23 protein-coding genes are annotated in these 26,947 nt (G+C 69.4%); 16 read left to right on the forward strand and 7 right to left on the reverse strand.

Annotation, left to right across the window (positions count from 1 at the left end):
- The first annotated feature begins 2 nt into the window (after positions 1-2).
- Positions 3-2,738: a helix-turn-helix transcriptional regulator gene (locus tag AC5P1B_RS13665; RefSeq protein WP_493887259.1), complete on the forward strand. Its 2,736-nt coding sequence runs from the start codon at positions 3-5 to the stop codon at positions 2,736-2,738.
- A gap of 58 nt (positions 2,739-2,796) precedes the next feature.
- Here the strand turns inward: AC5P1B_RS13665 and AC5P1B_RS13670 are convergent, their stop codons facing one another.
- Positions 2,797-4,881 carry a SpoIIE family protein phosphatase gene (locus tag AC5P1B_RS13670; RefSeq protein ID WP_493887260.1) on the reverse strand — a complete coding sequence of 695 codons (2,085 nt, stop codon included), beginning with the start codon at positions 4,879-4,881 and terminating at the stop codon, positions 2,797-2,799.
- A 530-nt stretch (positions 4,882-5,411) separates the two neighbouring features.
- Complete coding sequence (locus AC5P1B_RS13675; protein ID WP_493887261.1) at positions 5,412-5,579, reverse strand: hypothetical protein; 168 nt, start codon at positions 5,577-5,579, stop codon at positions 5,412-5,414.
- Positions 5,580-5,943: 364 nt separating this feature from the next.
- Between AC5P1B_RS13675 and ctaD the strand changes: the two genes are divergently transcribed.
- The gene (gene ctaD, locus AC5P1B_RS13680) at positions 5,944-7,665 is read left to right on the forward strand and encodes an aa3-type cytochrome oxidase subunit I (RefSeq protein WP_493887262.1); all 1,722 of its coding nucleotides are present in this window, start codon (positions 5,944-5,946) and stop codon (positions 7,663-7,665) included.
- 18 nt (positions 7,666-7,683) lie between these two features.
- Positions 7,684-8,037 (forward strand): hypothetical protein, encoded by a 354-nt coding sequence (locus AC5P1B_RS13685; protein ID WP_493887263.1) that lies wholly within the window; start codon positions 7,684-7,686, stop codon positions 8,035-8,037.
- A gap of 54 nt (positions 8,038-8,091) precedes the next feature.
- Here the strand turns inward: AC5P1B_RS13685 and AC5P1B_RS13690 are convergent, their stop codons facing one another.
- Positions 8,092-8,430: an ArsR/SmtB family transcription factor gene (locus AC5P1B_RS13690; RefSeq protein ID WP_493887264.1), complete on the reverse strand. Its 339-nt coding sequence runs from the start codon at positions 8,428-8,430 to the stop codon at positions 8,092-8,094.
- Between the two features lie 53 nt (positions 8,431-8,483).
- On the opposite strand from AC5P1B_RS13690, the gene AC5P1B_RS13695 reads away from it, so the two are divergent.
- From AC5P1B_RS13695 to AC5P1B_RS13715, 5 genes are all read left to right on the forward strand, one after another.
- Complete coding sequence (locus AC5P1B_RS13695) at positions 8,484-9,248, forward strand: SDR family NAD(P)-dependent oxidoreductase (RefSeq protein WP_493887265.1); 765 nt, start codon at positions 8,484-8,486, stop codon at positions 9,246-9,248.
- 102 nt (positions 9,249-9,350) lie between these two features.
- Positions 9,351-9,728, forward strand: coding sequence for a DUF4180 domain-containing protein (locus AC5P1B_RS13700; protein ID WP_493887266.1), 378 nt, complete (start codon positions 9,351-9,353; stop codon positions 9,726-9,728).
- Positions 9,729-10,319: 591 nt separating this feature from the next.
- On the forward strand, positions 10,320-10,631 hold the full coding sequence (locus tag AC5P1B_RS13705) for a hypothetical protein (protein WP_493887268.1): 312 nt from the start codon (positions 10,320-10,322) through the stop codon (positions 10,629-10,631).
- A gap of 15 nt (positions 10,632-10,646) precedes the next feature.
- The gene (locus AC5P1B_RS13710; protein ID WP_493887269.1) at positions 10,647-11,888 is read left to right on the forward strand and encodes an RNA polymerase sigma factor; all 1,242 of its coding nucleotides are present in this window, start codon (positions 10,647-10,649) and stop codon (positions 11,886-11,888) included.
- 262 nt (positions 11,889-12,150) lie between these two features.
- Positions 12,151-13,509, forward strand: coding sequence for a hypothetical protein (locus AC5P1B_RS13715; RefSeq protein WP_493887271.1), 1,359 nt, complete (start codon positions 12,151-12,153; stop codon positions 13,507-13,509).
- 157 nt (positions 13,510-13,666) lie between these two features.
- On the opposite strand, the gene AC5P1B_RS13720 is transcribed toward AC5P1B_RS13715, so the two are convergent.
- From AC5P1B_RS13720 to AC5P1B_RS13735, 4 genes are all read right to left on the reverse strand, one after another.
- The gene (locus AC5P1B_RS13720; RefSeq protein WP_493887272.1) at positions 13,667-14,671 is read right to left on the reverse strand and encodes a UbiA family prenyltransferase; all 1,005 of its coding nucleotides are present in this window, start codon (positions 14,669-14,671) and stop codon (positions 13,667-13,669) included.
- 543 nt (positions 14,672-15,214) lie between these two features.
- On the reverse strand, positions 15,215-15,676 hold the full coding sequence (locus AC5P1B_RS13725; RefSeq protein WP_493887273.1) for a hypothetical protein: 462 nt from the start codon (positions 15,674-15,676) through the stop codon (positions 15,215-15,217).
- Between the two features lie 67 nt (positions 15,677-15,743).
- On the reverse strand, positions 15,744-16,157 hold the full coding sequence (locus AC5P1B_RS13730) for a hypothetical protein (RefSeq protein ID WP_493887274.1): 414 nt from the start codon (positions 16,155-16,157) through the stop codon (positions 15,744-15,746).
- Positions 16,158-16,218: 61 nt separating this feature from the next.
- Complete coding sequence (locus AC5P1B_RS13735) at positions 16,219-16,698, reverse strand: PhzA/PhzB family protein (RefSeq protein WP_493887275.1); 480 nt, start codon at positions 16,696-16,698, stop codon at positions 16,219-16,221.
- A 1,767-nt stretch (positions 16,699-18,465) separates the two neighbouring features.
- Between AC5P1B_RS13735 and AC5P1B_RS13740 the strand changes: the two genes are divergently transcribed.
- The 8 genes from AC5P1B_RS13740 (at position 18,466) to AC5P1B_RS13775 (ending at position 26,942) form a co-directional block, all read left to right on the forward strand.
- The gene (locus tag AC5P1B_RS13740; protein ID WP_493887276.1) at positions 18,466-18,945 is read left to right on the forward strand and encodes a PhzA/PhzB family protein; all 480 of its coding nucleotides are present in this window, start codon (positions 18,466-18,468) and stop codon (positions 18,943-18,945) included.
- A 55-nt stretch (positions 18,946-19,000) separates the two neighbouring features.
- Positions 19,001-20,248, forward strand: coding sequence for a 3-deoxy-7-phosphoheptulonate synthase (locus AC5P1B_RS13745; protein WP_493887277.1), 1,248 nt, complete (start codon positions 19,001-19,003; stop codon positions 20,246-20,248).
- 47 nt (positions 20,249-20,295) lie between these two features.
- The gene (locus AC5P1B_RS13750; protein ID WP_493887361.1) at positions 20,296-20,868 is read left to right on the forward strand and encodes an isochorismatase family protein; all 573 of its coding nucleotides are present in this window, start codon (positions 20,296-20,298) and stop codon (positions 20,866-20,868) included.
- The gene (locus AC5P1B_RS13755) at positions 20,865-22,745 is read left to right on the forward strand and encodes an anthranilate synthase family protein (protein ID WP_493887278.1); all 1,881 of its coding nucleotides are present in this window, start codon (positions 20,865-20,867) and stop codon (positions 22,743-22,745) included. The genes AC5P1B_RS13750 and AC5P1B_RS13755 overlap by 4 nt, the downstream gene beginning before the upstream one ends.
- Complete coding sequence (locus AC5P1B_RS13760; RefSeq protein ID WP_493887279.1) at positions 22,727-23,905, forward strand: PhzF family phenazine biosynthesis protein; 1,179 nt, start codon at positions 22,727-22,729, stop codon at positions 23,903-23,905. Before AC5P1B_RS13755 ends, AC5P1B_RS13760 begins: the two co-directional genes overlap by 19 nt.
- 10 nt (positions 23,906-23,915) lie before the next feature.
- On the forward strand, positions 23,916-24,551 hold the full coding sequence (phzG, locus tag AC5P1B_RS13765; protein WP_493887280.1) for a phenazine biosynthesis FMN-dependent oxidase PhzG: 636 nt from the start codon (positions 23,916-23,918) through the stop codon (positions 24,549-24,551).
- 64 nt (positions 24,552-24,615) lie between these two features.
- Positions 24,616-26,238 carry a flavin-containing monooxygenase gene (locus AC5P1B_RS13770; RefSeq protein ID WP_493887281.1) on the forward strand — a complete coding sequence of 541 codons (1,623 nt, stop codon included), beginning with the start codon at positions 24,616-24,618 and terminating at the stop codon, positions 26,236-26,238.
- Between the two features lie 374 nt (positions 26,239-26,612).
- A complete protein-coding gene (locus AC5P1B_RS13775; RefSeq protein WP_493887282.1) occupies positions 26,613-26,942 on the forward strand; it encodes an antibiotic biosynthesis monooxygenase in 330 nt (109 codons plus the stop codon).
- The last annotated feature ends 5 nt before the right edge of the window (positions 26,943-26,947 follow it).

The following is a 26,947-nucleotide window of genomic DNA, read 5'->3' on the forward strand; positions in this document are numbered from 1 at the left end:
GTGTGTTACGGGGGAGAACGGCCGAACGTGAACGACTGACCCAGCTCCTTGACGAGGCTCGTCGGGGGCGCAGCGGAGTCCTGGTGCTGTGCGGTGAACCAGGCGTGGGCAAAACGGCGTTGGTGGATCTCGCCGTCAGCGCGGCGACCGGACTGCGGGTCCGGCAGATCAGGGCGGCGGAGACCGAGCAGGGCCTGCCGTTCGCCGGGCTCTCCGCTCTGCTGCACCCGTGGGTATCCGAGATCGATCAGTTGCCGCCGGTGCAGGCGGCCGCGCTCAAAGGCGCGCTCGCGCTGGGTCCGGCGGTGGGTGGCGACCGGTTCGCCGTCGCCGCCGCGACCCTCGGCCTGCTGACCGCGGTCGCCGAACGGCAGCCGATGCTGCTGGCGCTGGACGACTTCCACCGGATGGACGACGCCTCGGCGGAGGCGGTGCTCTTCGCGGCCCGCAGGCTCGACCGCGAGGGCATCGCCGTCGTCATCGGCGCGCGGGTGCCGCCACCGGAGTGGGAGGCCATCGAACTCGCGGGCCTGGACGCGGCGGCCGCCGCCGAGCTCATGGCCGAACACCGCGGCGGTCCGGTCTCCGCCGAGGTGGCCGGAAGCCTGGTGCGCGACACCGGCGGCAACCCGCTGGCCCTCATCGAGCTCGCCCGCCTGCTCGACACCGAACACCTCACCGGCAAGGTCCCGCTGCCACTGCCGCTCCCGGTCGGCAGGGCCACGACCGCGCTGTTCGCCCCCCGGCTGGCCGCCGTCAGCGCCGACCGGCGCTCCGCGCTGCTGCTCGCGGCACTGACCGACACCGACGTGGACACCGTGGCCGAAGCGGCCCGCGCTCTCGGCCTGCCCGCCGAAGCGGTCACCGAGATGGACGACGACGGCCTGGTGACCATCGAGTCCATGCGGATCACCTTCGCCCACCCGTTGATCCGCTCCGCCGTCGTCGAGGTGTCCACCCCCGCGCAACTGCGCACCGCCCACGGCGCGCTGGCCCGTGCCCTGACCGGCCCCGAGCACATCGACCGCAGAGCCTGGCACCTGGCCGCCTCGGTGCTCGGCCGCGACGAAGAGGTCGCCGCCGAGCTGGAGCGGATGGCCGACCGGATGCGGGACAAGCGGGCCTACCAGGTCGCGTCGGCGAGCTACGAACGCGCCGTGGAACTCGCGGCCGACCGTACGCGTTATGCGCGCTGCCGGTTCCAGGCCGCCGCGTCGGCGTGGTTCGCCGGGCAGTTCCACCGCGCCCGCGACCTGGTGGCCGAGGCGACCGTCGATGAGCTGGACGCCGTCTGGACCCCGGAGGCGCAGTACGTACTCGGCGGGATCGAGCTGTTCCTCGGGCACCCCGGGCGGGCCATGCGCCTCCTCGCCGATTCAGCGGCGCTGCACCGCGCGAGCGCCGTGGAGGTGGCGGTGCGGCGCCAGCTCGACGCCGTGCTCGCCGCCTATGTAGGCAACGACTTCGCCATGGCCGCCGAACTCGCCCTGGCCGCCGCTCGGTGGGGTTCCGGCAACAAGGCCCTGACCGGGCTCGCGCAGCTCCTCGCGGGGGTCAGCGTGCTCGCCCGGGACGACCCGGCCCTGGGCGCGCGCCTGATCAGCGACGCGGTCCGCACCCCGGAACTCGTACACGGCCAGGGGCTGAGCGGCCAGCACGTCGTGCACGCCGCACACGAGCTCGTACGGGTCGGGCTGCCGATGGCGGCCAAGCGCCTGCTCGACCCGCTGGTGGAGAATCTGCGCGCCGACGCCGAACTCGGCATGCTGCCGTACGCCCTGCACATCGCCGCCGTCGCCGAGGTGCGCTCGGGGCAGTTGAACGCGGCCTACGCGGCGGCCTCGGAGTCGACCCGGCTGGCGCGCGAGACCGGCAACCCGCTGTGGCACTACCGCGGCACGGCGGTCCTCGCGTACGTGCAGGCCACCCGCGGCGAGGAGGCCGACTGCCGGCACAGCGCCGCAGAAGCCCGGCAGCTGGGCGCACAACTGCGTACCACATCGGCCCGGTATATCGACGAGGCGCTCGCCGCCCTGGAATTCGGGCTCGGCGACCCGGCCGCCGCCCTGGGCCACGTCGCCAACGTCGGCTACTTCCGCAACTGCTCCTCGGGGCTCCTGCTGACCTGGCCGGGCGCTATGGACGTGGCCGAGGTCCACGCGCGCGGCGTACGGCAACTGCCGCACGCGCTGGCTGACGCGCTCGAAAGAACCCTCGCCGAGGACATCGCGGCCGAACTGCCGGGCCAGGCAGCCGGACTGGCCCGGCTGCGCGCCCTGGCCACCGCCGACGCGGACGAGGCCGACGACCTGTTCGGCCGCGCGGTGGACGGCTACACGCAAACCGGTCTCCGCCTGGAGGCGGCCCGCACCCAGCTGTCCTGGGGGCAACGGCTGCGACGCCACGGCAAGCTCTCGCCAGCCCGCACCCGGCTGCGCGCGGCGCACGCGAGCCTGGAAGCGATGGGCGCACGGCTGTGGGCCGGGCGCGCACTGACCGAACTGCGCGCCACCGGAGCCAAGTACCTCCCCGCCACCGGGCAGCCCGTACAGCCGCTGACTCCGCAGGAGATGCAGGTCGCGCTCGCCGTGTCGAACGGGGCCAGCAACCGGGAAGCCGCCGCCGCGCTGTTCCTGAGCACCAAGACGGTGGAAATGCACCTCACCCAGGTCTACCGGAAGCTCGGTCTGCGCTCACGCACCGAACTCGCCCGCAAGTTCGCCGACGAACGCGACTGAACCCGCCCCGCCGGACCGAAGAGGCGACGTGCCCGCGTCCCGGCTGGGCCGGGAGGCGTCACAGGCCCCGGATACGCGCGATGAGCAGCGCGACGTCATCGTGGTCGCCCGGGTGCCGCAGGGCGTCGAGGAGCTGGTCGCAGGTCTCCTCCAGGCTTCGGTGCGGGACGTCGAGCAGGGCGAGCAGGCTCTCCAGACTGGTGTCGATGTCCTGGTCGCGGGTTTCGACCAGGCCGTCGGTGTAGAGGACGAGCTGGTCACCGGGGACGAGGTCGATGGCGACGGAGAGGAAGGGCACGCCGCCGACTCCCAGCGGGGCGCCGGTGGGCAGGTCCAGCAGGCGCGGGAAGTGGCCGGGCCGCACCAGGACCGGGGGCAGGTGACCGGCGACGGAGATGCAGCACTGGGCCCGGTGCGGGTCGTACACGGCGTATACGCAGGTGGCGAAGTAGGGGTCCAGTTTGGCGGTGATCGTATCGAGATGGCTCAGGACCTCCGCCGGTTCAAGGTCGAGCCCGGCCAGGGTCTGGGTGGCGGTACGCAGCCGCCCCATGGCCGTGGCGGCGTTGATGCCGCTGCCCATCACGTCGCCCACCACCAGGGCGGTTTTGTCGTCGGCCAGCGGGAGGATGTCGAACCAGTCGCCGCCGACCTCGTTGGCGGACCCGGCCGGCTGATAGCGCGAGGCCGCCTCCAGGCCGACCAGGGGCGGCGGGTGCTGGGGCAGCAGGCTCCGCTGGAGGGTGAGCGCGGTGTTGCGCTGCTGCTCGTACCAGCGGGCGTTGTCGATGCTCACCGCGGCACGGGCCGCCAGCTCGGTGGCCAGCAGGACATCGTCGGAGTCGAAGGCGCGCGGGTTACGGGCTCGTTTGAGGTCCAGCGCGCCCAGCACCTCACCGCGGGCGATCAAGGGCACGGCCAGGTAGGAGTGCACCCCTGCCCGGGCCAGCAGCGCGGCGGCGGCGCTGTCGCGGGCGATGCGCCGCAGGTCCGTCTCGTCCACGTGGGGCACCACGACCGGCCGGCCGGTCCGCACACACCGGGTGACCAGGCGGTCGGCGTCGTAACGGGCGAGTTCACCGGGAGGGTCGGCCGCCTGGACGGCGGCGGTGGGGTAGGCCGCGTCGACGGCGAGGGCCCGGAAGTCCGCCGGGCCGTCGGCCGGCACCGGTGCGCGGCGCTCCTTGAGGACGGCGTCCAGGACGTCCACCGCGGCGACGTCGGCGAGCTCGGGAACGGCGACATCGGCCAGCTCCCGGGCCGTCTGCTCCAGGTCGAGGGTGGTGCCGACACGCACCGAAGCGTCGGCGACCAGAGCCAGCCGGTGCCGGGCCCGCTTGGCCTCCTGGTCCGCCCGGTGCTGGTCGGTGACATCCACCACCGAGGTGGCCAGCCCCAGGACCCGGCCCCCGGGGTCGTCGAGCCGGTACAGCGAGATCGACCAGGCCCGCTCGTCATCCGGTGCGGCCGGGGTGTGGCCGAGCACGTTCCGGCCCAGCACCGGCGTCCCGGTGTCCAGGACCTTGCGCATGTCGGCCTCCATGGTGGGGGCGTCCAGAAACGGCAGCATGTCGCCGACCCGCCGTCCCAGGTGCTGCTCGGCGGGCAGGCCGTCGATCCTCTCCAGGGCCGGGTTGACGGCGACGTAGCGCAGATCGGTGTCCATGACGGCCAGCCCGATCGGCGACTGGTCCACCAGGCGCACCGAGAGGGCCAGATCCCGCTCCACCCGGCGCAGCGTCGCCTGGTCGGTGGCCAGCCCGAGGGCGTAGAAGTCACCGCGGTCGTCCAGCAACCGCATGTTGCGGAATTCGAGCAGCTTGGTGCCGCCGTCTCTGTTGCGGATGGGGAAAACCCCGGCCCAGCTCTCGCCGCTGCTCATGACCTGCGCGAACAGGTTGAGCACAAGATCGAGATGTTCCTCGGCGACCAGCAGCTGCGCCGCGTACTGGCCCAGCGCCTCCTCGGCGGTGTACCCCAGCAGCTGCTCGGCCTGCGGGCTCCAGAGCACGACCCGCCCGTCCGCGTCGAGCACCACCGCCGCCACTCCCAGGACGTCCAGCAGCCCGCCGGGCGCGGCGGGCCCTGCCTCCACCTGACCGACCGGGCCCAGCTCGGCGGAGAACGCATCGGTGCTGCCCATCCCCAGCTGCTCCTTCCGCCGCTGTCACGACACGGCCGTGCTGGTCGCGCCCGCACCCCACCGGTTGCCGGGGCGTTACCCATCGTCTCTCCACCTCGGCAGACCCCGCAGCTTCCGGACCACCGCCTCCGGCGGCGCCCCGCGCCTGGAGCCGCCGCACCGCCCGCGCGAGCCGCCCGCGTCTCCCGGCCGTGCCGGTCCCGTCGACGCCGGCGTACGCCGTGAAAAAGCCGGGGGCCGTGGGCACAGAGGATAAGCAGCCCCTGCGGTCCCCGGCATGACATCGCCGCATCACCCGGGAATCGCCCGCCCGGGCACGCGTACCGGCGTTTCCCCGCGGTCCGCCGGGGGATGGCGGGCGAAGACCCCGCGCGAGCTGGGAGAACGTGAAAGCCGCCGACTACGCCGAATGGCTACGGACACCGGCTGGCGCGGTCACGTCATGGCTTCCGGCCGATCAGTGGGCAGCGACGCGGCGTAGCCCGCCCGGCGGGCGGCAGCACCGTGGCGAGGGGCACGGCTGAGGGGCGTCAGCCGTGCCCCTCGGGCACGCCGCAGACCACGAGGTGCTCCCACCGGGCGCCCACCACCCCGGTCGCGCCGGTACGGCGGGTGGCGCCGGTCGCGGCGGACCCGGCACCGGTGGCGAACGCGGTGGTACTGGATACGCCCGAGACGGCCAGGCGTGTCAGGGGCATGGCCGCCCAGCGGTGCGTACGCGTGCTGCCGCTTTCCCCTCACCGGACGGCCATCGGGCCATAGCGGACCCATGGGGTTCACGGATGCGTTTGTATCCCGACACACCCACCGTGCTCGTCTTGTCCCACGAATGGTGGACTCATTGTGGCAATCGGCGCCGAGATCCCGATACCGATCCTCCATTCTGTGGGCGGATTACCCGGCGGGCGCACGCGGGCCCAGCCACACGCCCAACTGGGAAGTAACTGGCACTGCCACGCTGTATCGCGCTATTAAGGGCGGTGAATCGACAGCTTTGGTGTGGGCACTCTTCGGGCTTGAACGGCCCTGGCCTTGAGTAGCCGTCAGCGGAAGGACCAGAGGGTGACCGCGTCAGAAACCGAGAATGAACCGATCGTCAGAAAAAGCACCCCGGGACAGGCGGCAGTCGCGTGGCTGACGACCACGGACCATAAGACAATCGGTTCCCTGTATATGGTGACCTCTTTCGCCTTCTTCACGCTCGGCGGCCTGATGGCGATGGTCATGCGGGCCGAACTGGCCCGGCCGGGCACCCAGATCGTGTCGAACGAGCAGTACAACCAGGCGTTCACCATGCATGGCACGATCATGATGCTGATGTTCGCGACCCCGCTTTTCGCGGGTTTCGCCAATGCGATCATGCCCTTGCAGATCGGCGCGCCCGATGTGGCCTTTCCACGGCTGAACATGCTGGCGTACTGGTTCTACCTCTTCGGATCGCTCATCGCGGTAGGTGCCTTTCTCACCCCCGGCGGCGCGGCCGACTTCGGCTGGTTCGCCTACACCCCGCTCTCCGACCAGGTGCACACCCCGGCCATGGGCGGTGATATGTGGATTCTCGGCCTGGCGCTGTCCGGGTTCGGCACGATCCTCGGCGCGGTCAACTTCGTCACCACGATCATCTGCATGCGCGCCCCGGGCATGACGATGTTCCGGATGCCGATCTTCTCCTGGAACGTCCTGCTCACCAGCGTGCTGGTGCTGCTCGCCTTCCCGGTGCTGGCCGCCAGCTTGTTCGCCCTGGAGGTGGACCGGAAGTTCGGCGCCCACATCTTCGACCCGGCCAACGGCGGCGCCCTGTTGTGGCAGCACCTCTTCTGGTTCTTCGGCCACCCCGAGGTCTACATCATCGCCCTGCCGTTCTTCGGGGTCATCAGCGAAATCCTCCCGGTCTTCAGCCGAAAGCCGATCTTCGGATACATCGGACTGGTCGCCGCCACCATCGCGATCACCGGCTTGTCGGTGACCGTGTGGGCACACCACATGTTCCCCACCGGTGCGGTGCTGCTGCCCTTCTTCTCCTTCATGTCCTTCCTCATCGCCGTCCCGACCGGAGTGAAGTTCTTCAACTGGCTCGGCACCATGTGGAACGGGTCCCTCTCCTTCGAGACACCGATGCTGTGGTCCATCGGATTCCTCGTCACCTTCCTGTTCGGCGGCCTGACCGGCGTCATCCTGGCATCACCACCACTGGACTGGCACGTCACCGACAGCTACTTCGTCGTCGCCCACTTCCACTACGTGGTCTTCGGTACGGTGGTCTTCGCCATGTTCGCCGGATTCCACTTCTGGTGGCCGAAGTTCACCGGGACCATGCTCGACGAGCGGCTGGGCAAAATCCACTTCTGGACGCTGTTCATCGGATTCCACACCACGTTTCTCGTCCAGCACTGGGTCGCCGTCGAAGGCATGCCCCGCCGGTACGCCGACTATCTCGCCGCCGACGGCTTCACCACGCTCAACACCATCTCTTCCCTCGGCGCCTTCCTGCTGGGGCTGTCCACCCTGCCGTTCATCTACAACGTATGGAAGACCGCTAAATACGCGCCGAGAGTCCAGGTCGACGACCCATGGGGATACGGCCGTTCGCTGGAATGGGCGACGTCCTGCCCACCGCCCCGGCATAACTTCGTCACCCTCCCGCGCATTCGTTCCGAGTCGCCGGCCTTCGACCTGCACCACCCCGACATCGCCCTACTCGACCAGGAGCAGAACGTCGGACGGCGGGACATGGTCGACGTCGGCAAGGGAGGGGCGGCACCGCTGTCCGGGGACAAGGACTGAGTGAGGCGACCCTCCGTCATGGACCACGACCAGGAGGCCCGGCAAGCCGCTTCCGGCATCGCGCATCTGGAGGGCTACCTGCTGCTGCAAGCCGAAAGGGACCAGGCCCGGGCCGACGGCGAGGTGTTCGCGGGCCGCCTGCCCTGGCTCGGCCCGGCCGAACGCGACGACGTCGTGCGTCTCTACACCGAGGACCGGCTCGTCCTCACCCGGCGGACCCTGCAACGCTTTCGCGACCGCTGTCATGAACTCAACGCCGAGTACACCGCCCGCTACGAAGAACTGCGCCGGCGGCTGATCCGCGTCTGCGTCGCTCTCGTACTGGCAACGGTCGCGCTGGCCGCCATGGCGCTGGCCGTCATCGCCTGGTGAGGCCGGTGAGGTGAGGCCCGGACGTCCGGAGCGCGGTTCCGGGTGGCCCGGCCCTCACCTCACCACCGTGACGTCCTCGCCGACGCCGTCGGCACTCGCGACGGCCAGCAGCGTCGCCATCAGCCGGGGAAATCGCATGTCGAGGTCGTCCCGGCGCAGTCGTACGAAGCAGCGGGTGCCTTCCTGGCGGGTCCGGGTGATGCCCGCGTCCCGCAGGACTTTCAGATGGTGGCTCAAGGTGGACTTGGCGACCGGCGCCCGCAGTTCGCCCCATCCGCGTTCCTGACCGTCGGCCAGGAGCCTCACGAGTCCGAGCCGGATCGGGTCACTGAGCGCGGCCAGCACCCGGGTGAGCGTGACCTCGCCGAGGTCGGGATGCTGCGGCTCTTTCATGGCACCATGTTAACGTTTCGATGTTCTATGAATATCGAACGTTGGGGGTAACCGTGACAGAGCCGACGACCAGCCAGTTCGCCGACCAGGTCGTGATCGTGACCGGAGCCGGTTCGGGGATCGGACGAGCCGCCGCGGCGGCGTTCGCCGGGGCGGGCGCCCGCGTCCTGGGGGTGGGCCGCCGGGCGGACGCCCTCGCAGACACCGCGGCGCTGCATCCGGCGATCACGCCACTTCCTGCCGATATCTGCGACGACGGCGGGCCGGAGGGCATCATCCAGGCCGCCGTCGACCGGTGGGGCCGCCTCGACGTCCTGGTCAACAACGCCGGGGTGTTCGCCGCGATGCCGCTGGGGCAGGCGACCGCTGCCCGGATCACCCAGGTGCTGGCCACCAACGTCACCGCGCCGAGCCTGCTGGCGAGGGCGGCGTTGCCCTACCTGAAGGCCTCAAGCGGGGCGATTGTCAATATATCCAGCACATTCGGGCACCGCCCAGCAGCCGGAGCCAGCCACTACGGGGCCTCCAAAGCCGCACTGGAGCAGCTGACCCGCAGCTGGGCGCTGGAGCTGGCACCAGAGCGCATCCGGGTCAACGCCCTCGCCCCCGGCCCCACCGAGAGCGAGGCCCTGACCGCCGCGGGCCTCCCTGACGCCGTGGTCGATCAGATCAAAGCGGAGGAGGCGACGCGTATCCCGCTCGGCCGCCGAGGAGATCCCGCCGAAGTCGCCACGTGGATACTGCGACTCGCCGACGCCCACTCCGCCTGGCTCACCGGACAGGTCCTCACCATCGACGGCGGACTCGAACTGACCTGACCGCCGGGCCCAGGCGGTGTCCTGTTGATCCTCTGTCCCACAGGACACCGTCTGAAGAATTACGTCGACCGCGGCCGTGTGCTCCGATTAGCCTCGACCCTCATGAGCACCCTGCAGACAATCCATGACGTGCCTGTCCTGATGTGCGCCTCCGAAGGCGATCCCATCCGCGGCGAAAGCGACGCCCTGGATGTCATAGGCGATGCCTACCACCAGGGTGCCCGGTGGGTCGTCATCCCCGCCGGGCGATTCGACGAGGCGTTCTTCCAGCTGCGGACCCGTGTCGCTGGCGAGATCGTCCAGAAGTTCGCCAACTACCGGATGAGCCTGGTCGTCCTCGGTGACATCTCCCGCCACACGGAGGCCAGTTCGGCGCTGCGGGACTTCGTCCGCGAAGGCAACCGCGGGTCGCAGACGTGGTTCCTCGCCGATGTCGAGGAGCTGCGGGAGCGGCTGAAGAACCAGGCAACGGGCTGTTGACTCCCAGTCGGCGTCTGTCACCCCACCCTGACCGCCCCGGACTCCCGCTCCCGTCAGCGCGAGAGGCCAACAACCGCTTCTGGGCGACCGACTGACTCTGCCGCACTCGCGTGGTCCGGTGCCGACCGTAAGCAAGGGGTCGGCACCGGGCCACGCGACGGCATGTTCGGCGAGGCCGCCCGCACCCACCTGCCCACCCCGGGCGCGGGCGGCCTTGCTGCGTTGTCAGCGAGGTGCCGACCTTGCGTCAGCGACGGTGTGCCGACCTCCTCAGTGCTGACCTCAAGCACGTTCGTAGAAAACTCTTCCGCCGCTTTGGGAAGTGACGGCTTCGCCAGCGGCGAAGGGGGGGACAGTGGCCCGGGACGTACCTGTCCACAGCTGCCGGAGGAAGCTGTACCATGCGTTCTCGCCAGCACGAAACGATCAGTGACGGAGGCTCTGCGGACCCGTTGTCGCAGGTCCGCCGCCAGGTGAGAGTCAGCGGTGAGGGAACAAGGGGGCTTGCTCACCGTGCGGCGGGGAACGATGAGTACGAGTGGCGTCGCACTGTGAGCAGGCGGGGTCCGGGGGCAGGGGGGACACGAAGCGGTGGGGGACTACATGCTGTGCGTCTACGGGGATGGGGTGCTGACCAGTGCGCTGGAGCCGGTGGCCGTGTCCGCGCTGGTGAAGGGGCGTCAGCGGTTCATGGCGCGCGACAAGAGCGTGGTACGGATCAGTGGCGGGGCATTCCCTCAGTCCCGAAAGGCCGTCGCCGGTGACGGTCACTTCCTGACCGAGACCCGGACCCAGGCCGAGACCGAGAATCGGAACCAGGCGCTCCGCGGCACCTGGCGCCTCCCAGTGCCGCTCGGGGGCGTCGAGGGGGGCCGCCCGGTCCGTCCCGCGCCGGTCGCCTGACCACAGCGTCTGCTGATGGACGACACCGTCGCGGCCGCAGTCGCACAAGCGCACCGCGGGCAGTGGGGCTTCGTGCTCGCCGCCACCGTGCGCATCACCCGCGATCTCGACCTGGCCGAGGAATGTGTGCAGGACGCCTACACCCAGGCGTTCACCCAGTGGGCGGAAGAGGGCGTGCCCCGCCGTCCTGAGGCATGGCTGACCACGGTCGCGCGGCGCCGCGCGATGGACGTGATCCGCCGGCACGACACCTTTCGCGACAAGCTGCCGTTGCTCGCCGGGGACGACACCGCCCCACCTGCCGACCAGGGCATCGCCGACGAGGACATCCCGGACGACCGGCTTCGGCTGATCTTCACCTGCTGTCATCCCCTGCTGGACGTCGACACGCGCGTCGGCCTCACGTTACGGCTGGTATGCGGCTTATCGACGGCCGAGGTCGCCCGTGCCCTGCTCGTCTCCGAACCGGCCATGGCGGCGCGGATCACGCGCGGCAAGAAGAAGATCAAGGCGGCCCGGATTCCGTACCGGGAACCACCGCCCGAGGAACTGCCCGCCCGGGTGGAAGCCGTCCTGGACGTCGTGCACCTGGTCTTCAGCACCGGGCACACCGCGCCGTCCGGCGTCCAGCTGCAACGCCGCGATCTGATCGAGCGCGCCGTGCACTTGGCGCGTGTGCTGCACCGGCTACTGCCCGCCCAGCCCGGCCCGGTCGGGCTGCTGGCGCTCATCCTCCTCACCGACGCGCGTCGGCACGCCCGCACGAGGCCCGACGGTTCGCTCGCGCTGCTGTCCGAACAGGACCGCACCTTGTGGGACACCGCCGACACCGGGGAGGGGCTGCGGCTGGTCACAGCCGCCATGCGCCACCAGCCGCCCACCCGGTACGTGCTCATGGCGGCCATCGCGGCCGTGCACGCGCAGGCCCCGGACTGGGAGTCCACCGACTGGCAGACCATCGTCGACCTCTACGCCACGATGCTGCGGATCTGGCCGTCGCCTGTGGTGGCGCTGAACCGGGCCATCGCGATCGGTCAGGCGCGCGGCCCGGCCGCCGGTCTGGAGGCTCTTGACGAACTGGCCACCGAGCCGCAGTTGGCGAGTTACCAGTACTACGCGGCCGCCCGCGCGGACTTCCTGCGGCGTCTGCGCCGCACCGACGAGGCCAGGGCGGCCTATCGCGACGCGCTGGTGATGACCGAGAACGCCGTCGAACGCGACTTCCTCCTCTGGCGGCTGAAGGAACTGGACGCGTGAGGCGCACAAGTGCGCCGCCCCGGGGAACCCGGGTGCCGCCCGGTGACCAACGCCGAGACCATGCCGGCCACCCGCTGCCCCGCAGCGGCCCGACCACCGGACCACCGGTACGCGGGCTCCACGCCCGCTGATCACCTCACGCCACTCCAAAACCCGGACCCATCCTCCAGCGGAGGTTGTCGATCCGGGCCACCGCTCATCCGACGAACAGGTAAGGGGCCTCAGATGGAGGCCGAAGCCGTATGGGGGAACGTTGACCAGCTTGGCCACAGGCACGGCCCGGATCGAGACGGGGGACCCCGCACACCGCCGCCCGCCACCACCACCGGCATCACCACGCGTCCCGCCACGGGTGCTGCTGCGTTCCGTCCGGCATGAGGGCGGCGCGCCGACCGTGCAGGCCGCTGGGGTGCCGGCCGACGCGCCGATCGCGACGCTCGCAGAGCGCAGGGCCCTGACGCGCGCCTTCGCCGCTCGCTACGCCCAGGCGGGCAAGCAGGAGAAGACGCACATCCTCGACCGGGTGTGCGCGGCGACCGGATGGCACCGCAGCCATGCCCGCAAGGCGCTGCTGCGGGCCACGCGTCCCGAGTCGGCCAAGCTCCTGCCCAGCGGGTACGTCAAGTACGACGCCGAGGTGGTCGCCGCCCTGACGTTCTGCTGGCGGATACTGGACATGCCCGCGGGTAAGCGGCTGGCGCCGGCGCTGCGCGAGCTGGTGCCGGTGCTGCGCCGCCACAACGAGCTGGCCATCGATGAGGACACCGCGCAACTGCTGATGGGGATGTCGGCGGCGACGATCGACCGCCGCCTGGCACCGCTGCGGCAGCGGTCCAGCGCGGCAACGCGCATGAGGCCCGGTTCGCTCCTGCGCAACGAACTCCCGCTTCTCACCTGGGCGGAATGGGACCACACGAAGCCGGGCTTCATGGAGATCACGGTCGTCTGCCACGACGGCGGTACGGCAGCGGGTGACCACGCGCGGACGGTGTCCGCCACGGACATCGCCACCGGATGGACCGAGAACCGCACGGTCCGCGCCATCAACCGGGTGCCTTTCGCGCTGGACGAGATCGCGGGTGTTCTCCCGTTCCCGGTCCTCGGGATAGATTCCGGCAACCACGGCGCGGAGACCGACGAGGTGTTACTGCACTGGTGCGAGCAACGCAAGGTGACGTTCACCCGCGCGCGCCCCGCCTCCAGCGGCAATCACCATGTCGGCCAGAAGAACTGGTGTCTGGTGCGCACCGTCGCTGATGAGTACCGCTACGACACGCCCGCGGAACTCCTGCTGCTCAACAAGGTCTGGCTGGCGCTGTCCAGGCTCACGAACTACTTCTATCCGCAGCAGCACGCGGTGTCGACCAACGGGGACCATGGCCGGCGCCGCAAGGAATACGACACGGCCACGCCCTACCGCCGCACCGAACGGCACAGCGGCGTCACCGCCGAGGACAAGGCGATACTCGCCGATACGTACGCCTGCACCAACCCGGCCGACCTGCACCGGCAGATCAAGGTGATGACCAGCCGTCTGCACATGATGGCGACGGGCAAAGCGGTGACGTCGCGTCCGGGCACGCCCTGTGGACTCGGGCAGGACCCCGCGGCCGCGTCGTGAGACCCGGTGCGCCAGAAGATCCCGGGCGCTGACGGCCTTCTGCCGTTCCCGGGAGCCGGGGGCGGAAGGAGGTCTGCCGGAGAGGGACTTGCCGGGACACGGCGCCGTCGGCGTCGCCTGCCCCGAGTCCTCGCGGGCAGGCGACGCCGACAGCCGTTCACCGCCCGATCAGGACGAAGACCGCCAGGGCGACCGTCGCCCAGCCCATCAGCGCGGCGTGGTAAGGACCGATGAGCGACTTCTTGTGCAGCGCCTCGATCGCCGCGTCGAGCGTGTTGCCGCGTACGTCCCGTATCACGGTGAACAGGAACCGCTGGCTCGCCAGCCAGGCGGCGATCCACGGGATGAACGCCCAGGAGAACCCGAACGTCGCGTACACCGAGCCGATGAACAGCAGCGCGCCCACGAACAGCATCGTGGACTGCACGTACATCGTCTTGGTCAGCCCCCAGGCGCAGGTGTACGTCCTGACCCCGAACTGCTCGTCTTCCAGGTAGTCCTCCGCGTGACTGGTGACGAACAGCGACACCAGTGTCAGGGCGAAGCCCGCCAGGGCCAGGACGCTGCCCCATTCCACCTCGTGTCCGTAGGAACGCAGGACGAACACGCCGGGCAGGAATACCAGGTCGAGCTGAAGCGTCGGCAGCTGCCAGCCGCCGGCGCTCTTCAGTTTCAGCGGAGGGACGGAGTACTGGAAGCCGAGGAGTCCGGCCACGACTGCCAGCGGCAGGAGGTCCCAGTGCTCTGTCCGCACGGCCAGGAAGACGGCCATGGCGCAGCAGATGGCCGTCGACACGGCGATATGGACGACGACCCGCGAGACCCCGAGTCCGTAAATGGCCTCCGACTGCCGAGATTTGTACAGGGCGTCCTGTTCACGGTCGGCCAGGGCGTTGGTCATGTTGCCGACCTGCATGCCGGAGATGGCGAAGAGTACGGCCACCAGCGTGTTGAACGAAAAGAGGTCATCCCAGGAATGCGCGCCCAGCAGGGCTGGTGCGAGAGCCACGGTGAGGATGACCGGCAGGAATTCGAATCGCCGGATGACACACGCGTAGCGTACGCGGGTGGCCAGCCCGGGACGTTCGCCTGAGCCACCTTGAGGGTCGGTCAGGATGGCGGTGAGTTGCGCACCGAGTGATGCGGTGCCTGTGCTCGACATGGATCGTTCCCCGTCTGTCTGGTCGGTAGGGAGGTCGGAAGAGAAGTCGGTAGGGAGGTCGGGAGAAGAGTCAGAAGGGAGGATTCCACGCGGGGGAGCGGGCGGCTACGAGGCGGCGAACGGTCCACGCTCCACGCTCCGCGCGGTAGCCGCGTGTGATGGCTAGCAGCTCGCCTGACACGTCACCGCCCGGTCGTCCGGCCAGGGCCCGCTCGGGCGGACGCTCTCGTAGCGGCGGAGCGCGTCCGCGATGTCGCCGCCGTCGGCGAGTTCTGCCGCAGGTGTGCGGCTGGAGAAGGTGTCCGGCGACCCACCGCGGCCCGCTGGGCCGACGACCGTGGCCGTGGTTCGCGTACGCCGCCCGGGATGGCGGATGTCGCCCCTTTCCGCACCGGCGGCATGGGCTCCGGGCGGCGTGTCACCTTCGGGAGAGACGGGGGAGAGGCGGGACCGAGGATGCCGGTCACGCTCACGAACGCGCTGCTCACGTCTGTCTCCCTCAGATGTGGAGGGCGCCCTCGGCGGCGATGGTGCCGTGGCCGCTCACCCGCACGCGGGTGAGCTCGCCGCCGTCGCTGACGAGTCGCTTCGGCGAACATGACCGGGCGCCTGCCGAGTACGAACACCTGGTGGATCTCGTTGGGCTTCCCGTACGTGGCGTGCCCGTGCTGGGCGAGGTGGATGGCCAGCGGACCGGCGACCGTTCCCGGTGGCCGCGTCCTCCACGACGCCGTAGGCGGGCGACAACCTCCGCGTCCGCCGCCGCTCACCGTCCAGGGCGAAGTAGTTGGCGGCCAGGTCGGGGAAGGCGGTGACGTCGACCAGCAGCTCGCGGAGGACCGACAAGGCCAGGGCCGGGCTGTGGCCGGTGACGCCGGCGACGTAGGTGCGATCGATGACGAAGTCGGCGCTCTGGCCGGTACCGATCTCATCGGCGAGCACCACCTTGACCGTCCGTGCGCACGCGGCGTCGTTGGCGTCGACATGCCCGCCAGTCAGCCGCACCGCGCGCTGCGACAGCCGGACAGGTCCGAGGAGACCGGCTGGTGTTCCTCGTCGGCCATCGTCATGGTCATAGCGATGCGGTGGTGTGGTCGTCGGGCGCGGGACAACCGCGCTCGGCGGGCGGGCGGCAGGGGATCACCACCAGCACGTCGCTGCCTGCGGCGCCGGTGGTCCGGTGCCGGCTGAGGCCGATCGCGCCGAGCGACGCGGGTGGCTGACCCGGCCGGTGATCACCCGCACGGTGCTGGCCGTGCCCGCTTGTCCGGCGAATCAGGGCGAACTGGTCGGCGGTGCGGTGCCACCCAGGACGGTGCCGAGCACGTCCTGGGCCACGACACCTGGGCCACGACAGCCTGTGCCGCGAGAGCGGCTTGTCGGCGGCGGTGACCTTGGCGCGGCGCATCGCGGCGTACGGCAGGATCAGCTGATGTTTCGCGGTGGAGAAGTCACCGATGGTGTCCCCGGCCAGGAAGCCCCGCACGTCGTTGGCGTAGTCCTCAAGCGTGGTCGCCAGAATGCCGACATGTCGCGCGTCCGCTGGTTCAGGTCGGTATTCCCTCCCGCACGACGTGCGGCACCTCGATACCGAGCGCGCGGAACTGCTGGCACGGGTTCATGAATTCCCGCTGCAGCTTGATCTTGCCGTTTTCGAAACGGAAGTAGTGGATGAAGTGGTTCTCGTAGTGGCCTTCGGGGTAACCCGGGAAGCGGATCTTGCCGGCGCCGTTGCACTCCACCCAGAACAGGTCCGGGTCCTGGGTGTCGAAGATCTCGATATCGGTCCACGCCCAGTCCGGAAAGCACTGCAGGGACCACACCGCGTGCTCGGCCAGCCTGTCCCGGCCGTTGATGACGATGGGCTCGCCGGTCTCCGTGGTCCAGAGACCGCCCTTGCCATCCTCGGTGAACAATTCATGACGCCGCAAGCGGTCTTGTCCACGCGTGTTCATGTACTGCTCGACCACTTTACGGTTGTGGTCGCGATTCCGGACTGTTTCCTCAGCCGGTGCGTATGTGCTCATGTTCGGCAATTCCCCTGTCTACTGCGGCTCTCTGCTGTGAATGCCCGTTCGACGTAGACCGGACCATATCAACGCGTACCCAAGCCTTCAATTATCGGTTGCCTCACGAAAATGCGCGCGTCCCGGTGGCTTCTGTCAATTCCATTTCGGCTCTTCGGTACGGCCACTGGGGGAGGTGAATATCGCTCAAGCACGGACATATCCGGAATGATCACTTGATATCCCGCCCGCGAGGCCTGTCGTCGCCCGGCGGAGGGGGCCCGTGCGCGGCAGGGGGCAGCGCCCGGCCCGGCTGGTCCCCGGCAGCCACGCACCGCCGCTCGCCCTCGACCGGATGCTCCGGCGCTCGCGACTCGACCGGATGCTCCGGCCGCCTCTGCCTGGCCATCCGCCCTGGGCGCGGGAAGGGTGAGACCCGGCTGCCCATGAAGGGCGACCGGGAGAGCACCGTGACCGGAGGGACCTGGGGCGACCGCCACACCGGGCGCTCTTCCAGCACGTCGTCGCGGCATCGGCGCGCTGCGGCCCTTGCTGCGGGGAGGAGGGGGAGGGAGATGAGGGAAGAGGGGACAGGCCTCCGGGCGTTCGGGACCGGCGGGGGAGCCACACGAAGGTGACTGATGCAGGGGGCCGATGATGGTGCGAAGGCTGGAGGGTGTGCGTCGAGCCTGTGATGAACCGGACCCGGTTGAGCCCGCCGTCCAACCCGGAGCACGCGATCAGGCGGAGGACGCCCTCGGCGGCTGGTGAACTCCCGCTCCGAGCAGACAAGTTCGCGCGACCGCTCCAGTGCTCGCAAGCGCACGGGCTCCCGGGTTCCATGGGCCGTCCGCGCAAGACGTCACGCGGCGCGCACCAGCGCGGCGTTGTACCGGCAGCGGAACCGTCAGACAGCAGCCAAACATTCTTGAGGCCGCCCCGGGAGAGCATCCTCAGAGGCCGATCCGCGGGGGAGCCCCCGACCTTGTCACCTTGTCGTACGGCAGTCCGTACAACCGGCCCCACGCTCCGCCCCCTTCCCCATGTGGCAGTGCCAGGCACCGAAGCAAGCCTGAACCAGACCGGGTTGGGGTGATCCCACGCAGCCCGCCAGGAAGTCCCGGCTCGGCACCGCATGAGCCGGGGCCGTGGTCGTGTCGCTTCCGCCGCCCGGGCTGGGCGCGTGGCCTTCATCGCGCCAGGAAGACCACTTCTCAGGCGACTTCGTCGGTAGGGAGCACGAAACCCCGCGCCGCGCCCGATGGTTGAGCACGCACCACCGGGTACCTGCCCGGGCGGCCCCGGTGACCTACGGCGCCGCCCGGAGTTCGTCGGCCGCCCCGTCGGGCGCACGTCATGTCCGCGCCGTGTCGTGGCACCACCCCACTGGCCCGCGGTCCCGAACGCGGCGCGCGCGTCGTGCGCGGCGGCCGCGTGCGCGGCCGCGGCGGTCCACGGCTCGTCCCGCGCTGTTTCATCGTCTGTTCCGTCGTCTCTTTCGTCGGGCCGCGCCCGATCGTCGGCGGCCGAGGCTGCCCGGGATATGGAGTGATCTTGCCTCTTGTCTTTGCAGATGTCCTTTATCGTCCCGTAGATGTCGAAATGCTGGAGGGAGGGGAGGTGGAATCGGTGCGACGGCTGTGACGCGCGCATCCTGATGAGGCAACGGATATTTGCGACTGCTGACTGTGCGTCGGTAAGTTCTCGGCACCTCGAAGATCTGTCCATGGCCGAACGCGTGTCCACAGTGGCTTGACCAAAGTTCCAAGAGGGTGGGGAGTTACGGATATGAGCGCACCTGCGTCGACTGACGCAAGCAACGGCAATCGCGACGAGAATCGACGGATAGTCGACCAGTACATGAACACCCGCGGGCAGGACCGGCTGCGGCGTCATGAATTGTTCACCGAGGATGGCAAGGGCGGTCTCTGGACCACGGAGACCGGCGAGCCCATCGTCATCAACGGCCGGGACAGGCTGGCCGAGCACGCGGTGTGGTCCCTGCAGTGCTTTCCGGACTGGGCGTGGACCGATATCGAGATCTTCGACACCCAGGACCCGGACCTGTTCTGGGTGGAGTGCAACGGCGCCGGCAAGATCCGCTTCCCGGGTTACCCCGAAGGCCACTACGAGAACCACTTCATCCACTACTTCCGTTTCGAAAACGGCAAGATCAAGCTGCAGCGGGAATTCATGAACCCGTGCCAGCAGTTCCGCGCGCTCGGTATCGAGGTGCCGCGGGTGGTGCGCGACGGAATACCGACATAGCTGGGCCGGCAGTCGAGCGGCTCGTCATTCGTGCTTCTACGGGGGAAGAATTCACGTGAACAATTCAGGCTTCTTAAGTCTGCGGGTGCCCGCTGCCCAACAGCCGGACTGGGAGAATCCGCACCAGCTCGCCCAGGTCCGCGACACACTGTCGGCAACCGATTCCTCTGTCAGCCCTGAGCAGATCCTCGCGCTGCGGCAGTCGCTGGAGGAGGTAGCCAAGGGCGAGGCGCTGGTCGTGCAGGCCGGTGACTGTGCCGAGCACCCGGACGAGTGCGGCGAGCCGCACATCGCCGCGAAGACCGCGCTGATCCACCAGCTCGCCGACCTGCTCGGCGCCACGGCCGGACTTCCGGTCCTCCGCGTCGGCCGTATCGCCGGACAGTTCGCGAAACCGCGCTCGCAGCCCGCCGAAGAGATCGGCGGCACCGTTCTTCCCGTCTACCGCGGCCACATCGTCAACGCCCCCGAGCCTGACGCGCGCAGCAGGCGGCCTGACCCGCTGCGGATGCTCGTGTGCTTCATGGCCGCCCGCGAAGCGCTGCAGCACCTCGGCTGGCGGGGAGGCGACGACGGCGACGACTGGGCCGGGCGTGCCCCCGAGGACCGTGTGTGGACCAGCCACGAGGCCCTGCTCATGGATTACGAGCAGCCGCAGGTCCGCACGCTCGACGGCGGCCGCTTGATGCTCGGTTCGACCCACTGGCCCTGGATCGGTGAGCGGACCCGGCAGGTGGACGGCGCCCATGTGGAGATGCTCTCCAAGGTCGTCAACCCGGTCGCCTGCAAGGTCGGGCCGACCATGACGCCCGATGAGCTGCTCGACTTGTGCCGGCGGCTGGACCCGCACCGCGAGCCCGGTCGGCTGTCGCTCATCGTACGTATGGGCGCTGACGTGATCGGCGACCGGCTGCCACCCCTCGCCCGCGCGGTCCGTGACGACGGCCATCCGGTGCTGTGGCTCAGCGACCCCATGCACGGCAACACGGTCAAGCTGGCGGACGGGACGAAGAGCCGTGACGTCGCGACGGTCGCCGCCGAGGTGCGGCGGTTCCTCGCGTGCCTGAGTGAGGCGGGCGTACGAGCGCACGGACTGCACCTTGAGGCGAGCCCGTACGCCGTCGGCGAATGCTTCGGAGGCTCAACGCCGCGCTCGACGCCCGCCACCACACCGGCCGCGGTCACGCCGACTCTGTGCGATCCGCGGCTCGATCCGGACCAGGCCGCAGAAGTCGTCTCGGCATGGTCGACTGTCCGCGCCGCGCCCGCAGCGCCCGCTCTCAGCAAGGGGTACAGGTCGTGACCACAACTCTTCGCGTCGAACCGTACGACCTTCCCAGCAAGCACGACATGCCGGCCGGTGTCGTCGACTGGCGCGTGAGTCCGGACCGGGCGGTCCTGCTCATCCACGACATGCAGTCCTACTTCCTGACGCCGTTGGGACAGGAGATGCGCGCCCGACTGGTCGGCAACGTGGCCGCGCTGCGCAAGCGCTGCGCGGACCGGGGGATGCGCATCGCCTATACCGCCCAGCCGGGCCGGATGACGCGGGAGGACCGCGGTCTGCTCCGCGACTTCTGGGGCCCGGGCATGACCAGCTCGGAAGAGGACCGCGCGATCACCCCGGAGCTGACCCCGGACGCCGCGGACTGGACGCTGGTGAAATGGCGTTACAGCGCGTTCTTCCGCACCGACCTGCTCGCGCGCATGCGCGCCGAGGGCCGCGACCAGCTGGTGGTCGTCGGCGTGTACGGGCACATCGGCATTCTCACGACCGCGCTTGAGGCCTACAGCAACGACGTGCGGGTCTTCCTGGTGGGGGACGCCATCGGCGACTTCTCCGCCGCGAAGCACCAGCTGACCCTGGAGTACGCCGCGAGTTGCTGCGCGAAGGTCACGGACGTGGACGGGCTGCTGTCATGACCGGGGAGAACGATCTGCTGGAGGCCGTCCTCGACGACACTGCCGGCGACTTCGCGCTGATCTGCCGGGGCGGTGAACACGGCCGCCGCGTGCAGGTCGTCAGGGGCGAGGTCAGCCATCCCGAGTCGCTCGACGCGATCGGCCTCGGACGCGCCGGGGCCGCGGGCTCCACGAGCGGCGATGTGCTGGTCGTCGTCCCCTACCGGCAGCTCTCCGAGCGTGGCTATCCGGTGCCCGAGGACGACACGCCGCTCATCGCCATGGCGGTGACCGGCGAGGAGCACCACCCGGTGTCCTCGCTGCTGGCCAGGCTGCCCCGCCACACCGTGCGGCTGACCGATGGTCACTTCGACGCCGACGACGCGGCGTACGCCGAGACGGTCAAGGCCGTGCTCGCCGACGAGATCGGCACCGGCCAGGGCGCCAACTTCGTCATCAAGCGCACCTATGTCGCCGACATCACCGGCTACAGCCCGGCCATCGCGCTCTCGGTGTTCCGCGAGCTGCTGGCCAACGAGCGTGGCGCGTACTGGACGTTCCTGGTGCGGACGCGGGAGGTGACGCTGGTGGGCGCCTCACCGGAACGCCATGTCGGCCTGGCCGGCGGCGTCGCCACGATGAACCCGATCAGCGGCACCTACCGGTACCCGGGCACCGGCCCGACGCTGGCCGGTGTGAGTGAGTTCCTCGCCGACCGCAAGGAGGCCGAGGAGCTGTACATGGTGGTCGACGAGGAACTGAAGATGATGTGCCGGATCTGCGAACCCGGCACCGTGGAGGTGAGCGGCCCGTATCTCAAGGAGATGGCCAAGGTCGCGCACACCGAGTACCACATCTCCGGATCGTCCAGCAGCGACATCCCCGAGGTGCTGCGCGCCACCATGTTCGCGCCCACGGTCACCGGAAGCCCGGTGGAGAGCGCGGCCCGGGTCATCCAGCGCTACGAGCCGGGTGGGCGCGGCTACTACAGCGGCATCATCGGCCTCGCCGGTACCGACGAGACCGGTCGGCGAACGCTGGATTCGGCCATCCTCATCCGTACGGCCGTCATCGAACCCTCCGGGCGCGTGGCCATCTCGGTCGGCTCCACGCTGGTACGCCACTCCGATCCGCTGAGCGAGGTCGCGGAGACCAGGGCGAAGGCGACCGCGCTGCTGGAGGCCTTCGGCGAGCGGGCCTCCAGCAGCACGCTGGCGCAGGACCCGCACGTGCTGGACTCCCTGAAGCGCCGCAACGACGGCATCGCCGGCTTCTGGACCGCGCGGGACGCCGACCGTGAGGCGACGTCCAAGCTGCTGGTCGGACGCAAGGCCCTGGTGATCGACGCCGAGGACGCGTTCACCTCGATGCTCGACCACCAGCTCCGCGCGCTCGGACTGTCCGTCACCGTGCGGCGCTTCGACGCGCCCTTCGAGACCCATGACCACGACGTCGTCCTGGTCGGCCCTGGTCCCGGCGACCCCTGCGCCACCGAAGACCCGAAGATCGCCTCCCTGGACCGGGTCATCGGCGGACTCCTGGCGGAGCGCCGCCCGTTCGTGGCCGTCTGTCTGAGCCATCAGGTGCTGTGCCGGAGGCTCGGCCTGCCCCTGGTGCGGCGCGAACGCCCGAATCAGGGCACACAGCGGCAGATCGACTTGTTCGGCTCGCCCGAGCGTGTCGGTTTCTACAACACCTTCGAGGCCCGCAGCGCCACCGACCGCTGGCAATCCAGCGATGGCGAGCAGGTGGACGTCAGCCGCGACCCTGCCACGAACGAGGTCCACGCACTGCGCGGACACCGGTTCGCGTCCTTGCAGTTCCACGCGGAGTCGCTGCTCACCGTTGACGGGCCACACATCCTCACTGACATGTTCGAATGGGTGCTGACGCAATGAAGATGGAAATCGCCTGGTGGGACCTGACCGGCTCACCCGCCACCGTGGACAGCCTCGCGCGGCACCTGAGCGAGGACGGTGTCGTCGAGAACTGGCAGGCCACCCAGGGCCTGCGGGAGAAGTACTGGGTCGCCGACCGGGCCGGCAACCGCTGGGGCGCGGTCATGGTCTGGGACGACGAGCGCCCCGAGAAGCTGCCCGAGAACCTGGCCGCCGATCTGATCGGCTACCCGGTCACGCACCGGGACCGGTTCGAGGTGCAGGCCGCCGTGCGGGGGTCGGGCACCCTCCGCACCGGGAACTCCACCCACCGGTACGTCGTCGTCGACGCCTTCGCCACCGAGCCGCTGCGCGGCAATCCGGTCGCGGTCTTCTTCGACGCGGCGGACCTGACGGCCACGCAGATGCAGCGCGTCGCCAAGGAGATGAACCTGTCCGAGGTGACGTTCCTGCTGCCACCCACCGGCGACGCGGACGTGCGCGTCAGGATCTTCACACCCGTGAACGAGCTCCCGTTCGCCGGGCATCCGCTCCTGGGCACCTCCGTGGCGGTCGCACTGGACCGCCGTACGGACCGGCTGCGCTTCGAGACGGCGATGGGCGTCGTTCCCTTCGACATCGACCGCACGCCCGCGGCCCGTTACGGCGAGGGCGTGGCGTACGCCTCCATGGAACAGCCGATTCCGGTCTGGGAGCCCTACGAGCACGCCGACGCGCTGCTGGAGGCGCTCGGCATCACGTCCTCCACCCTGCCGGTGGAGATCTACCGCAACGGCCCCCGGCACGTCTTCGTCGGATTGCCGGACGCCGAAGCGCTGGCCGCGCTGCACCCTGATCACCGGGCGCTCGCCGCCTTCCCCGACATGGCCGCCAACTGCTTCGCCCCGGACGGCGAGCGGTGGCAGACGCGGATGTTCTCGCCCGCCTACGGCGTCGTCGAGGACGCGGCCACGGGTTCCGCCGCGGGTCCCCTGGCCATCCACCTCGCGCGGCACGGGCTCGTGGAGTACGGGAAGACCGTGGAGATCCACCAGGGCGTCCAACTCGGCCGGTGCTCGGTCATGTTCGCGGAGGCCACCGTTACGGACAGCGGCGAGATCGACCTCGTACGGGTGAGCGGCCACGGCACGATCGCCGCCGAAGGCACCATCCACGTCTGACGGGAGTCACATGAGCAGCATCCTCGAAAGCCTGACCGGAAAGGTCGGTCGCTCCTTCCCCGAATACGACGCGCCGCCACCGGAGCCCATGCCGCTGGCCCAGCAGTGGACGGCGGCGGCCGTCGAGAGCGGCGTGCGCGAACCCATGGCACTGTCCCTGGCCACGGCCGACAGCGGCGGCCGCATCTCCAACCGCGTCGTCCAGGTCGTCGAGGTGTCCGGCGACGGCCTGCTGTTCACCACGCACAGCACCAGCCGCAAGGGCCGCGAGATCGCCGAGACCGGATGGGCCTCCGGCCTGTTCTACTGGCGGGAGACGGCTCAGCAGCTGTGCGTGTCCGGCCCGGTCGTGCAGCTCGACGACGCGGAGAACGACCGGTTGTGGGCCGCCCGGGAACCGGGTCTGCATTCGATGACGACGGCGTCCTGGCAGAGCGAGCCGCTCGACGACCCCCAGCGGCTGCTGGACGAAGCGGACGGCCACGCGTCCGCGGGCGCTCCGCTGCCCCGGCCGCAGCGGTTCGCCGGATACCGCCTCACCCCGCACGACGTCGAGTTCTGGTCCGCCGCCAAGACCCGGCTGCACCGGCGGTTGCGTTACGAGAAGCAGGCCACCGGATGGCATGTCCTCAAGCTCCAGCCGTAACTCCAGCCGTAACCCCAGCCGTGACCGTCGCCTCTCCTGCGACCACACGAGCCGAAAGGCCGACATGACCACGAAACCGACCCACCTAGACTCGATCGTCATAGGCGCCGGAATAGCCGGTATCTACATGCTGCACAAGCTGCGCAACGAACTCGGTCTCACCGTGCGGGCTTTCGACAGGGGCGCCGGAATCGGTGGCACCTGGTACTGGAACCGATATCCGGGGGCGGCCGCGGATGTCGACAGCATCGTGTACCGCTACTCCTTCGACCGCGAGCTGTCGCGGGAGTGGAACTGGAAGACCCGCTACGCGACGCAGCCCGAGATCCTCGCCTATCTGGAGCACGTCGTCGACCGGTACGACCTGCGCCAGGACATCCAGCTCAGCACCACGGTCGAGTCGCTGACGTTCGACGAGGCGGATGGTCTGTGGACCGTGCGGACCGACCAGGGCGAGGAGTTCACCGCCCGCTACGTCGTCGGTGCGCTCGGACCGCTGTCGACCGTGAACTTCCCCGACATCGAGGGGCGGGACAGCTTCGCGGGCCCGCAGGCGCATACGGGCGCCTGGCCGGCGGACCTCGACATCACGGGCAAGCGTGTCGGGATCATCGGAACCGGGTCGACCGGTACCCAGTTCGTCTGTGCCGCCGCCAAGACGGCGGAGCACCTCACGGTCTTCCAGCGTTCCCCGCAGTACGTCGTCCCGGCCGGCGACGGGCCGCTCAGTGACGAGTTCCTGGACGACTACCGCGAGAACCAGGAGCCCTTCTGGGAGCAGGTCTTCAGCTCCCGCGTCGCCTGCGGTTTCCAGGAGAGTGAGATCGCTGCGATGAGCGTCTCCCCTGCCGAGCGCGAGCGCGTCTTCCAGGAAAGCTGGGACGCGGGCAACGGGTTCCGCTTCATGTTCGGCACGTTCTCCGACATCGCCTTCGACCCGGCGGCCAACGAGGCCGCCACCTCATTCATCAAGGCGAAGATCAAGGACATCGTGCGCGACCCGGAAACCGCGCGCAAGCTCATGCCCACCGACTTCTACGCCAAGCGGCCGATCTGCAACTCCGGGTACTACGAGACCTACAACCGCGATAATGTCACGCTGGTCTCGACCAAGGAAAATCCCATAGTCCGCGTCACACCGGCCGGCGTGATGACCGAGGACGGCACCGAGCACGAGCTGGATGTGCTGGTGTTCGCGACGGGTTATGAGGCCATGGAGGGGAGCTACAACCGGATCGAGATCCGGGGCCGTGGCGGAGTGACGCTCAAGGAGCACTGGGGCGAAGCCCCGAGCAGCTACCTCGGCGTCGCCACGACCGGATTCCCGAACCTCTTCACGGTTTTCGGCCCCAACAGTGTGTTCTCCAACCTGCCGCCCGCCCTCGAAACGCAGGTCGAGTGGATCGCGGAGATGATCGGCGCGACCCGCCAGCGCGGGATCACCCGTATCGAGGCCACCGCCGCAGCCGAGGCGGATTGGACCGCCATGTGCCGGGAGATGGCGGAACACAGCCTGTTCGCGCAGACCGATTCATGGATCTTCGGCTCGAACATCGCCGGTAAGAAGAGGCGCACCCTCTTCTACTTCGGCGGCATCGCCGCGTACCGGGAGAGGCTGCGTGAGATCGTCGCCGCCGACTACGACGGTTTCACTCTCGACGGCGAGCCTTCGCTGACCCCGGTGTAACCGGACGATCCCCGGACGCCGCGGCCGACCGCTGATCCCTCGCCGTCGGCCGCGGCGCTCGCGGTGCTTCCCGATGAGGAGACGGACCCGTTCGGCGTGCGCCCTCAAGCGTACGCACGCGATCGTAGGCCCGGCCTCGCGCACTCATGCGCCAGGTCTTGCCCAGCCGTGCGCCCGGTCTTGCCCACCCACGCGCCACCGGAATGACTGCCCGATACCCCGGAGCTTCGTCGTCCCGCATTCCCGGCGTAAGGCTTCTTTTCCCTGCCGGTCAGCTGCTTCCCACCGCCCCCGAATTCCCACCCGGCGCGTGCACTTCGGTGAGTCAATGGATGTGTGGTCCGGAAAATAAGGCGGTTGCTAGCTTCTGCGGCATGACTGAAACCGTGATTCGCGAAGCTGACGGCCTTGCCACCCTGATCAACGTCTTCGAAACCGAACCGGAGAAGCAGGAGGAACTCATCAATGTCCTCAACGAGGGCACGGAAAAGGTCATCCGGCACCGCCCCGGATTCGTGTCGGTGACGATTCACGCCAGCAAGGACGGAACCAAGGTCGTCAACTACGCGCAGTGGCGCAGCCCGGCGGACATCCAGGCCACCCTTGCCGATCCCGCCGCGCAGGAATACGGGAAGAAGGCAGCCGCCCTCGGAAAGCCCGCGCCGGGCGTGTACTCGGTGGTCTCGGTTGTCACCGGCTCCTGACTTCC

Source organism: Streptomyces sp. A01 (assembly GCF_059026195.1).